The sequence below is a fragment of the Limosilactobacillus pontis DSM 8475 genome (assembly GCF_001435345.1).
GTDB classification, from domain to species: Bacteria; Bacillota; Bacilli; order Lactobacillales; family Lactobacillaceae; genus Limosilactobacillus; species Limosilactobacillus pontis.
Window position 1 is genome coordinate 16625 of the sequence record NZ_AZGO01000011.1, and the last position, 10640, is coordinate 27264.

Genomic DNA, 10640 nt, shown 5'->3' on the forward strand with positions numbered 1-10640 from the left:
GATGCGGCTCCGGCTGGAGAAGGAGTATAACCACGATCGCTTTACCCTCGCCTACATCAAACAGCACGGGGTATCCTCCGTCCAGGGGCCGCGCCACGTTCCGGCCGACCTGCTCAGAGAACTCGAGAAGTAACAAAAGATCGGTAATTCCGTCAATACCAAATATGAAAAACGTTAAAAAGCGTGCTAATTCTAACGCTTTTTCCCAATTAAAATAATCCCTGGAGTGCCAACACATCGACATTCCAGGGATTATTTAATTTTAAAGGGATTTAAGCACCCGCACTTGCCGTCGGTGGCGGCTAATTCGCCCCGCCTGCGTCAGCTTGGTCAGCTGGCGGGACAGGGTCTCCGGGGTCGTCCCCAGGTAGGTTGCCAGGTCCTTCAGCTTCAGCGGCAGGGTCACCGTGGCGCTCCCCTGCTGGGCCATCAGTTGGTCCAGGTAGGCGGTCAAACGTTCCTCCACACTAGGCAAGCCTAACAGCTGGGTCTGTTGCCGAAGCCGACTGATCGTCGCCGCCTGGCCGGCCAGGAGCTTTAGGGCAAGATCGTGCTGAGCCTGGATTAGGCGGGTAAAGTCCGGCCGGTCCAGGATACAGATGTCACTGTCCGTCGTCATCTCGACATAGCTGCTGGTGTTCGCCGCACCCAGCAACCAGGTCTCACCGACGTAATCCCCGGTGGTCAGGGTCCGCTGGACTTGCTCATCACCGGACGCACTCAGCTGGTACATCCGTCCTTGACCACGTTCGACGATCACCAAGCGATCGTTGTTGGCCGGGCTGGCGACGATCGTCCCCCGGTGGACGTGCTGGTGGTGGACCAGTCGCTCCACCTGCCGCTGACGTTCAAAGTCGAGCTGGTTAAAGAGCGGTACCAGCTGGACGCACAGTTCCTCTGCCATTGTGCTCCCTCCTTACGCGTTAAAAGTCGTCATCATCCTCTTCAGTATACAACCCCGTGCGCAGGTCGTGGCCCAAGAAGCGCTGGGCCAGGGCAATTTGTTCCTTGATCCACGCCAGCAACTCACCCAAGGTCATTGCTAGTTCTGGCCAGGACGCCTGCTGAGCTAGGGCGATGGCTTTGGTGATGAATAGGGTCTGGGTGTCGAAATCCTTGACGAGGCCGAAGAGCTGGTCATCGCCCGGGTCGTACTTGCTGGCCCCGTCCTCCTCGAGCATCGTGAATTGCTTAAACTGGTCCGTGGTCGTGGGGATGCTCTCGCCGTTATTGACCAGCAGGCGGTTGAGGTCGGCAAACACGGTCTGTTCATGGCCGACCCATTGGCTACCATACTGGGCCAAAAAGAGGGCGGCCGGCCCCTGGGCAAATAGCTTGGCCTGACCAATCTTGAGGGAATGGATCAACAGGTTAGCGATGATGTGGCAGGTCATCGCCCCTGCAGTCGGGGTATGGTGGTCGACGTCGCTTTGCTTTAGTTCCTGTTCGTATCGTTCAACGCTTGTCATTGGCTAGACCTCCTTCATCTTGGTGCCCTGGACCGTATAGCCCATTTTCTCGATACCTTCCTGAACCGTCTCCGGTGAGCTGACGGCCGGGTCGAGGGTAAACTTGACCTTACCCGCGTTAAACAACACCTTGACGTCCGCGGTACCATCCACCGCCTCGACGCCCTTTTGAATCTTGGCCAAGCATGACGGGCAGGTCAGCCCGCCGAGTTTCATCATTACTTTTTCCATTAATAACACTTCCTTACATAATTAATTCTAGCTAACATGTCACCGTAAAAAATTGATGGTCGTCAATTTTGCGGTGAATATTTGATGAGCCGCATGCTATTCAGGATCACGATTAGGATGCTGAGCTCGTGGATCAGCATCCCCGACGCCATCTCGACGTAACCGGCAAACAGGCCGATAAACAGTAGGAGGACGGTCAAAAGGGCAATGACGATGTTCTCGTTCATGTTGGTAATCGTCCGCCGCGCGAGGCGCCGGGCAGTCAGCAGACTAGCCAGGGTCGACTTCACTAAGACGAGGTCCGCAACGTCCATCGCCACGTCCGTTCCGGAGCCCATCGCGATGGCAACGTCAGCTGCCGCCAGGGCGGGACTATCGTTGATCCCGTCCCCGACAAAGGCGACCCGGTGCCCGCCTTCCCGCTCATCGGCAACGAAGCGGGCCTTGTCCTGGGGCAGCATTTCGGCGTGAACCTCATCAATCGGCAGGGTGGCGGCAATCTCCTTGGCCGTCCCCGTGTTATCTCCGGTCAGCATTACCAACCGTTTAACCCCCAGTTGCTTCAGCTGGTGCAAGGCCACGGCTGCCTGGGGCCGCAGTTGGTCCTTGATCCCAAAGACCGCCAGCTCCTGGTGGTCGGCGCTGGCCAGGATCACCAGGGAGTCGCCGGCAGCCACGAGCTGGGCCACGGCCCGCGTTAACGCAGCATCGTCCCCAACAACCGCGTTGACCAGGGCCCGGTTGCCCAGCAGGTACTCCTGGCCGTCAACTTCGGCCCTGATGCCCTGCCCCTTAACCGTCTCAACTTTGGTTGCCGTTAGCGGCTGTTGGGTCGGCAGGGCGGCAATTGACCGCGCCAACGGGTGGTCGGACTGGCCCTCAATCGCCACGGCCCGGTCGATGATCGCCTGCCGGTCGCCCTTCAGTACCACGAGCGTCTGGACCGTCGGCTTACCCCGGGTCAGGGTCCCGGTCTTATCAAAGGCGATCGTGTCAACCTGACGCAGGCGGTCCATGACGTCGGAGCCTTTGAAGAGGATCCCGCGACGGGCACCGTTACCAATCCCCGCCACGGTTGAAGCTGGTACCCCGATCACCAGGGCCCCCGGACAGCCGAGGACCATCACCGTGATCGCCAGCCGGAAGTCGCGGGTGAGCAGACCAACCACCACCGCCACCAGCAAGACGAAGGGTGTGTAGTACTGGGCAAAGCGGTCGATGAAGCGCTGGGTCTTCGTCTGCGAGTCCTGGGCCTCCTCCACCAGTTCGATAATCTTACCAAAGGTGGTGTCATCCCCCGCCGCGGTTGTTTCAACGGTCAGGGTGCCGTTCTCCAGGATCGTCCCGGCATAAACGCTATCCCCGACCTCCTTTTTGACCAGGCGGGCCTCGCCGGTGATGCTGGCCTCGTTGGCCAGGGCATCCCCGGTCAGAACGGTCCCATCAACCGGCACCTGAGCCCCGGTCTTGATCAGGACATGGGCACCGGGATCCAGGAAGTCAACATCCTCCTGGTGGGTATTCCCGTCCGCATCAACCACCAGGGCCGTCTGGGGCGCCAGGTCGGTGAGCTGCTTGACTGCCGACCGGGTCTTCTTCAGGGTCAGGTCTTCTAGTACCTCACCGAGCATGAACAGCCAGGTGACGATTGCCGCCTCGTTGTACTCACCGATGACAAACGCCCCGATCACGGCAATGCTGACCAGGACGTCAATCGAGACCAGCCGGACCCTAAGCGCTGAGATCGCCGTGAGCAGGATCGGCAGGAGTCCGATGACCCCAGTCAAGGCCATGATGACCTGGTATGCTAATGACATCTGGCCCAGCCAGCGGGCGGCCTCGGCCAGGACCAGCAGGATGGTCATCAGGATGACTAGGCCCTGGCGGTGCTTCGTTAAAAATTGTTGGATCTTTACCATGGGTTTCCCCCTCCTTCACCTTCACAGTATAGGGAGGGACAACGGGGATTAAATTGACCGATATCAAGTTTTAACAGCAGACTAAAAAATCCCCGCTGCACCATTGCAATACAACGAGGATTATTACTTAGTCGATCTCAGCCACGAGTTTCCCGATGACCCGGTGGTCCTTAATTGCCTGCAGGCCGTCCTTGATTTGGTCAAAGAAGATTACCTTTTCAATCAGCGGGTCGACCTTCCCCGCCGCGGCCAAAGCTAACATCTCGGAATTCATCTTCCCAAGATCGGCCTGCTGAAACGGATTGCCGCTGAGGTGGGCACCGCCGAGGTTGACAACATCCATACTCAGCCCGCGATCAAACACTGGCGCCCCGGTCAGGTCCGGCACGTCCACGATCGTCACCAGGGTCCCATTGTAGGCCAGGCGGCGCAGGTCTCGTTCGGCCCGGCCTTACCAACCGTGTCGATGATCAGGTCAACCCCCAGGCCGTCAGTCAGCTGGGCAAGTCGGGTATCGACATCCTCCTGGCGGTAGTCGATGATCGCGTCGGGATAAAGTTGCCGAACATACTTGACCTTCCCGGTGGAAACCGTGGTGAACACCTTGAGGCCATGGAGCTTGGCCAGTTGGATGGCAATACTACCGACCCCACCAGCTCCAGCGTGGACCAGAACCGTCCTGACATTCGTCAGGTTGGGCTTACGTTCCACCGCCGTATACGCAGTCAGGGCACCGCAGAGGAGGCTGGCGGCCGTTTCGTAACTGACGTTATCCGGGATCCGGGCCAGTTGGTAGGTCGGCACGGCAACGAACTCGGCAAAGCAGCCATTCTGGGTCAGGTCACCGTGACCGGAGACCCGGTCCCCGACCTGCCAGTCGGTGACGGCCGCTCCGACCGCAACGACCTCACCGGTGACGTCCAGGCCGAGGGTGTGCGGGTAAGTCCAGGCGGGAACACCGCCCTCGACCACCTTATAGTCAACGGGGTTCAGGCCAACCGCGTGAACCCGGATCAGGACCTGATCGGCTGTGGGGATGGGCTTGGCAACCTCCGCAATCTGCAAGCAATTTATTGATTGATCGCCTTGATTAGCAACAACGAGGGCTTTCATAGTTCATCGCTCCTTTTTATTTGATGGGTTCAGTATACCATTCCGTCCTCAGCAACACCCGGCTGTCAACCCGGTTAAAATTTAATTTTCATTTGGGATGTGCTAAAAATTGCATAGCTATGGCCAATCAGTAACCGATACGTTTTTATCAAGATGATCTAGACCTGTTATACCGGTTCCCATTTGTGGAAACGTTCTTAATAAATTTATTTTCTGCTTGAGATGATCTATGAACTGGGTAGCCTTTTGCGGGAATATCGATAACTGGTTTTGCCAGTACGAAATAATCTGCTCAAGAGAGTTTGTAGAACCTTGTGTATACCCAATCTTCATGCTCATGCCAGCCATATTTTCCAAATTGTTTCTCCATTTCGGCTGGGGCAAGATTAGCGGCAGCTTTCTCACGGCTGATCTGATTGATGAAGTCAGTATATTAATTGGGCCGGAAATTGATGGCCGAACCGGTCCAAGCCTTTTTGATGGTCGTTCAGATTCACACCCCGTTGCCCTGCAATTAAAAACCGTACAATCATATAACGATGACGCAGTCTGGTTGCGGTACCCGGTAAAGTAAGTACATCACCACGAACATATAGAACGTCTGAATGTTTCAACTTAAATTATCAAATTTCACCATATTTCTCACTTTTACACACGCCAAAATCGCCTACGTGCTTGGCGCCATTGAGCTCCAGCGATCCATCGTGGATTGAAGCAACACAGAAAGCGTTCACGTGAGAAGTCGATAACGTTTTTTAATGAAAAATAGCCTATTCTTACGACTGAAAATGCCGTCAGAATAGGCTATTAGACTCTTTATAGTGCTGACTAGAGGGCTCGAACCTCCGACCTCCTCATTACTAGTGAGGTGCTCTGCCAACTGAGCTAAGTCAGCATTTAACCAACAAATATTAGTATAGCAGAGTATCCCCCATCATTGCAAGAGGTAATTCAAATTAATTTAAAAGCAGCGGACCGTTACTCTTTTAGCAGACCACTGCGTAAATTTAGGCTATGCCAGCTTTAGTGAATTCAGCCAGTGCGGCACCCTCGCCAAGACGGTCAACCTGCCAGCTGGCCGGTGCCAAGCAGCTATCGTTCGCCGACCTGCACGACCAGACCATCTTAAGTCCGCGCGGCATCGGCTTCTGGGAGCAGATCTACCAGCACCGGATCCCCGGCAGTCGCATCCTCTATCAGAAGCATGCCCACGACTACAGCGAGTTGGTCAACTACCCCATCCTCCCCTACTTCACCACCAACCTGACCCAACTGGACGACAGCTGGGGTGCCGACCTGCTGCAGAATCGGCTGACCATTCCGCTCACCGACCAGGTCGCCCAGCAGAAGTTCTACGCCTGCTTTTTAAGGGAAAACCAGCGGCGCCTGACGTCTCTGATCCAGCAGCTTCAGGACCAGTGGGCCAAGGTCGACTGAGGCTGAAAGATAGCCCGGGGATCAATTTGGCACCTGGACTATTATATAGGACAACCCCCAAGCATTCGGTGCGATTCCGAATGTTTGGGGGTTGCTTCGTTTATCTAGTTAGTTGCAACAACAAGGTTAGTCCTGCTTCTTCTTAAAGCCGAACAGGCCGCCGAATAGCGAGAGACTTTTGGTTACCGCTTATTTCAGGTTTTCATTAAAGAAGTTTTCGAACTTATCAAATGGGATCTTGTCCATCTGGTCGTACAGGTCGGTATGCGTGGCCCCCCGGTACCAATACCAGTTCCTTCGGGTCGGTCAACCGCTCGTAGGCCGCCTCGGCCATGTAACGTGAGTGGGCCTTTTCACCAGTGACAATTAACTTAGGAGCAGTGATCTTCCCAATCCGTTGTTGGAGTGGAAAATTGTAGTAGCCCCACGGACTGGTGGCGTCCCAAATCATTGCCGAGTTGATGGAACGTGGGTGGTAAGCCCGCTTGATATAGTAGTTAATGAATTCCGTGGTAACCGGGTCCGCGCCAGCTGGCACCTCATTAGGTAATAATTTATCTGCCCGAACTGGATTATTATTCTCATCAAACGGCAGTTCATGGTAACCGCCGACGTGAGTATCATTGTCAACATCTTCCCAACGAATATCTGCGAGGTACTGTTTTTCGCGGTCCCGCTGTTCCGCGGTCTTAGAATTATTCAGCCCAGACCACATTGATTCTGCCATGTCGTACATGACCGACGTCGCCACGGCCTTAATCCGGACATCAATGGAGGCGGCAGTCAGGACATGGGAGCCCAATCCGCAAATCCCGATGGCCCCAATCTTTTCACGGTCAACATACTTCTGCGTGCCCAGGAAATCGACGGCAGCGGAGAAGTCCTCGACAAAGATGTCTGGGGAGGCCACGTTACGAACATCACCGGAGCTCTCACCAGTGGTGGACTGGTCAAAGGTAGCCGTCATAAAGCCCCGTTGCGCTAGAGTTTGGGCGTAGAGGCCACTGGACTGTTCATTGACGGCCCCGAATGGCCCGAAGATGACGATTACCGCATACTTTTTGCTTTCATCAAAGTCGGCTGGCAGGTAGAGGTTACCGGCCACCATAAAGCCGTAACGGTTCTGAAAACGGACGGACTTTACTTTAATCTGGGGATCAACCTTAAAGACCCGGCTATCTTCTGCTAATGGTTTTACACTGTACTTCATTAATTACAACGTTGAAAATATGATCTGACTCACGTGTATAGATATAGTCATAATTTTTAATAGCACGACCGCCTGGGCGGAAATTGATGATTGAAACAACAACCTCAGTTCCTTTTCCATCTTCTGTGGAATCATATGGACATTAATTGGCAGACGTCGCAGCAATTGACTTAATTGCGACAAATAGACTTGCCCAGCCTCAGGATCATCTGTCTTTAGCTCCCAAGTTTTACTATATGAATCACTCTGTTCTAAGTAACCAAGTTTTACCACGCCTGGGGCATAGTGAAGGACATCTCTCACATATCCTGCTACCCCATCAGAATAAACATTGGTCATCACCAAAAGGTTCAAATTCCAAGGACTAGTGTTATGGAAACGGCTGGCAACCCTTGGTATTTTGTGTGGATCTAGCATATCTTTAAGGGCGCTCCATTCAATTGATGAAGGTGATACTTCATCAATCACTGCTGCTGCTTGATCTCGGTAGTCTTGCCAGCAGTCGACTGTCTTACCTTTATCCTCAGCTGCGGTCATATAGGGTGTACGTCCCTTTTCCAGATACTGACATGGTCGACTAGCTAGATACGATTTACCAATACCACCCTGTGCAGCACTAATGAAAATGGTGTTCATGTTTACGATCAGCATTAATATCATTCGCTGATCGTCTAAGACAGCAGTCAAACGACTGATAAAGATCCCATCAGTAATTAAACCTGCTGCATCACTATCATCAAAAGCCGCATGAATTGCATCTTTCCAATCAGTTACTTGCATCCGTCCGGAATAAATCCATTCCATCAATTGATCCAGAATCAACTTCTTAGATTGCTTACTAAAGTTCATTTTCCCGGTACCCTTTGTTCCAAGGCTCCTTAATTCCGACAATTGGTGTCCAGAGAAGACGCGATTACCATCGCTATGTCCTACCAACCTAGCAGTGTGATGCGCCAAGTTGTAAGGACTATGTAGATTACGAACAATGGCTGAATCAATACCTTTGGCAACCGTTTCATCATCATATACACCAGCAATACTTGAATAGCTCTTACCTGGATCATCTGGTAGCCAGCTCATTACTTCAGCAATCGCGTATGGGGTCTTTTGATCGCGTTTAGCCTTACTACTTTGATGAACAAGATACTGAAGTGAGAAAATATAATGCTTAGTTACAACAAAGTTCTGCATAGCGCCTTGAAGTGTTTCAAGAAATGCCTCGATCCGTTCATTTCGTTGATCGTCAATCTGATCAATCCATTTGAACGTCTCTGTTAAATCATCAAAGCTATAGCCAAATAATTCCATCATTCGGTATCGGGTACGTCTTGTCGGCATGTCTACTACTAAGTGGCTGTGTGCTTTCTTATGTTCACCTTCACCATTTCGCTGATTTTCTTCGTCGTCACGAGTATGGTTAATCTGAAACGCAGCAAAGTGACGATCCCTGTTTGGATTTCGGCAACAGATCTTTTGAAGTTCATCAACATGTCGTGCTACCCAAGCAGTGAATCCATCTAAGATTGGTTGCCCACGAGCATCACGTTTAATAACATTGCCATCATCATCCCAGGCTGCCCCATAATCTTCACAACCCTTACCAACGAAGCAGTCATCACCAACCAGCTTGTCACCAGCACGAATAAGCTTGTCATCATCATCCATTTCCAGATGATCTAACTCGCCGAAACGATTCAATGGTAACTGGCTTGCGTGTTGTTTATACACTGGACTGTACTTTGGATTAGATTGATCAGTAATCTTGGGATTGCAGACGGTGAAAAGCCAATGAATTGAGATGTTCCAAGTTCGTGACGCTTCACCAAGAAGGTCCAGGATCTTACCAGCTTTAATTGCCAAGTTAATATTGTCTTCGTCATATTGGTCATTAACCTGCAAAGGCGGTAAGACCTTAAGAATGGCTTGGTATAACTTCCGGCTAGAATAGGAGTATCGATTCAAATAATTTGAAGCTTTGGCGTACCGTTCTTCGATACTTTCTGACTTCTTATCATCTGACATATCTTCTCATCCTTTCTGGGTAACCGTTCAAGGACTAGCAGTAAGGGCATTTAACTGTTATCCCTGTTCGATCTACCCATGTAATATATTTGTCCTGTAAAAAGTCAACAATCATTGATTCCATGCGTCTTCTACACCAACCCAACCGATTCTGACATCATCCACAAAAGCCGACCTGACGGCAATCTTAGCGGATGACGTTGACGGAGCTCGGCAACGGCGTTAGCACGCCGTAAGGGTCGTGATATAAAGGTTTTGAGTTAGTATTGTCTATCAACTCATAACCAACTACCAGCTACTATTAGCACTGTACTTATTAGAAAATGATAAAATTTAATTATTGATATCAAATTTCAAACGGCCGTTCTCCTTTTGAAAATTCTATTGTCCCTCAGACGATCGGCTTATTATACGGACACTTTTTTGCGTTCAAGAAATGAGAAAGTATTATGACAGAATACAAAGAAATCCAGGAACAGACGTATCTGAACCTGGATAACGGAGATATTTATTTTGCTATAGAAGCAGTATTAGGAATAATTAACAACAGAACCGAAGCTAACCAGCCCAATAGTATTTCACCTACTAGGTTGAATAAACTAATGAAGCATAACAACATATCTTGGGAAAGCATTACGAGAAAATAGGTTAAGCTGATAATAACCTATCATGCTCCTACTCCAGATGATAAATATGCCGCATCACTAAATGAAATTAAAGTTATTAATAGCAATAAATTGACAGGACTAATCAGTATTATTCGTTCAATGAACCTTACCAAAAATCCGACAATTCAAAAGTATTCTTATATAGAACAATCTTGGGGATTAATTGAAGAAGCTAATGCCAAAGAAGTAATTCCACTACTTTATTACAGTATCGCCAGAACGGTGTATGAAATTCGAGGACACTTAGCATCTGGACATGCCTCTGCTCCCCAGACAAACATCAGTGAACGAACCCTCATTAAGAAGGCCAAAGATTTTGTAAAATCTAATCCACAGAAGTTCCAAATAATTAAGGTGAGATTAAGTGACATCTACTTTAACGATTCGAGAATCCATGCTAACAGTATTGAAAGTTACGTAAGCCTAACACTGCATGATGAACTTTTAAATCACTATAAGACATGCAAAGGTATACATATGAAGAAAGAAATGGCCAGCTTAGAGGATGTTATCTCTTCGTAAGCACCGAATAACAACACGTCTATATTTTCAATTTGAGGTCTCCTATACT

The 10640-nt window shown here is 50.6% G+C and carries 9 protein-coding genes, 1 tRNA gene and 2 pseudogenes; 4 read left to right on the forward strand and 8 right to left on the reverse strand.

Annotation, left to right across the window (positions count from 1 at the left end):
- Position 1: 1 nt before the first annotated feature.
- The gene (locus FD34_RS08860; protein WP_268872031.1) at positions 2-133 is read left to right on the forward strand and encodes a hypothetical protein; all 132 of its coding nucleotides are present in this window, start codon (positions 2-4) and stop codon (positions 131-133) included.
- Between the two features lie 129 nt (positions 134-262).
- Here the strand turns inward: FD34_RS08860 and FD34_RS00990 are convergent, their stop codons facing one another.
- The 5 genes and pseudogenes from FD34_RS00990 to FD34_RS01010 form a co-directional block, all read right to left on the reverse strand.
- Positions 263-904: a Crp/Fnr family transcriptional regulator gene (locus tag FD34_RS00990; RefSeq protein WP_057805901.1), complete on the reverse strand. Its 642-nt coding sequence runs from the start codon at positions 902-904 to the stop codon at positions 263-265.
- Between the two features lie 19 nt (positions 905-923).
- Positions 924-1469 (reverse strand): hypothetical protein, encoded by a 546-nt coding sequence (locus tag FD34_RS00995; RefSeq protein WP_057805903.1) that lies wholly within the window; start codon positions 1467-1469, stop codon positions 924-926.
- A 3-nt stretch (positions 1470-1472) separates the two neighbouring features.
- Positions 1473-1700, reverse strand: coding sequence for a heavy-metal-associated domain-containing protein (locus tag FD34_RS01000; protein ID WP_057805904.1), 228 nt, complete (start codon positions 1698-1700; stop codon positions 1473-1475).
- Positions 1701-1762: 62 nt separating this feature from the next.
- Positions 1763-3619 carry a heavy metal translocating P-type ATPase gene (locus FD34_RS01005; RefSeq protein WP_057805907.1) on the reverse strand — a complete coding sequence of 619 codons (1857 nt, stop codon included), beginning with the start codon at positions 3617-3619 and terminating at the stop codon, positions 1763-1765.
- A gap of 127 nt (positions 3620-3746) precedes the next feature.
- Positions 3747-4732 (reverse strand): annotated as a pseudogene (locus FD34_RS01010) (zinc-binding dehydrogenase).
- A gap of 229 nt (positions 4733-4961) precedes the next feature.
- Here FD34_RS01010 and FD34_RS08525 point away from each other — a divergent pair.
- Complete coding sequence (locus tag FD34_RS08525; RefSeq protein WP_152936702.1) at positions 4962-5306, forward strand: dihydrofolate reductase family protein; 345 nt, start codon at positions 4962-4964, stop codon at positions 5304-5306.
- Between the two features lie 248 nt (positions 5307-5554).
- On the opposite strand, the gene FD34_RS01020 is transcribed toward FD34_RS08525, so the two are convergent.
- Positions 5555-5627 (reverse strand) — tRNA-Thr (locus tag FD34_RS01020).
- Positions 5628-5746: 119 nt separating this feature from the next.
- Here FD34_RS01020 and FD34_RS01025 point away from each other — a divergent pair.
- The gene (locus FD34_RS01025; RefSeq protein ID WP_235805949.1) at positions 5747-6169 is read left to right on the forward strand and encodes a transcriptional regulator; all 423 of its coding nucleotides are present in this window, start codon (positions 5747-5749) and stop codon (positions 6167-6169) included.
- Positions 6170-6358: 189 nt separating this feature from the next.
- Here FD34_RS01025 and FD34_RS01030 read toward each other — a convergent pair.
- A pseudogene (locus FD34_RS01030) lies at positions 6359-7379 on the reverse strand (alpha/beta hydrolase).
- Between the two features lie 3 nt (positions 7380-7382).
- A complete protein-coding gene (locus tag FD34_RS01035; protein ID WP_057805910.1) occupies positions 7383-9401 on the reverse strand; it encodes a DEAD/DEAH box helicase family protein in 2019 nt (672 codons plus the stop codon).
- A 767-nt stretch (positions 9402-10168) separates the two neighbouring features.
- On the opposite strand from FD34_RS01035, the gene FD34_RS01045 reads away from it, so the two are divergent.
- Positions 10169-10591, forward strand: a complete 423-nt coding sequence (locus FD34_RS01045; protein WP_057805914.1) for a hypothetical protein — start codon at positions 10169-10171, stop codon at positions 10589-10591.
- Positions 10592-10640 lie beyond the last annotated feature (49 nt).

Bases quoted from the DNA above. Each gene is read 5' to 3' on its own strand.
- FD34_RS01025 (WP_235805949.1), top strand. From the start codon at position 5,747: ATGCCAGCTTTAGTGAATTCAGCCAGTGCGGCACCCTCGCCAAGACGG.
- FD34_RS08860 (WP_268872031.1), top strand. From the start codon at position 2: ATGCGGCTCCGGCTGGAGAAGGAGTATAACCACGATCGCTTTACCCTC.
- FD34_RS01045 (WP_057805914.1), top strand. From the start codon at position 10,169: ATGAACCTTACCAAAAATCCGACAATTCAAAAGTATTCTTATATAGAA.
- FD34_RS01000 (WP_057805904.1), bottom strand. From the start codon at position 1,700: ATGGAAAAAGTAATGATGAAACTCGGCGGGCTGACCTGCCCGTCATGC.
- FD34_RS08525 (WP_152936702.1), top strand. From the start codon at position 4,962: ATGAACTGGGTAGCCTTTTGCGGGAATATCGATAACTGGTTTTGCCAG.
- FD34_RS01035 (WP_057805910.1), bottom strand. From the start codon at position 9,401: ATGTCAGATGATAAGAAGTCAGAAAGTATCGAAGAACGGTACGCCAAA.
- FD34_RS00990 (WP_057805901.1), bottom strand. From the start codon at position 904: ATGGCAGAGGAACTGTGCGTCCAGCTGGTACCGCTCTTTAACCAGCTC.
- FD34_RS00995 (WP_057805903.1), bottom strand. From the start codon at position 1,469: ATGACAAGCGTTGAACGATACGAACAGGAACTAAAGCAAAGCGACGTC.
- FD34_RS01005 (WP_057805907.1), bottom strand. From the start codon at position 3,619: ATGGTAAAGATCCAACAATTTTTAACGAAGCACCGCCAGGGCCTAGTC.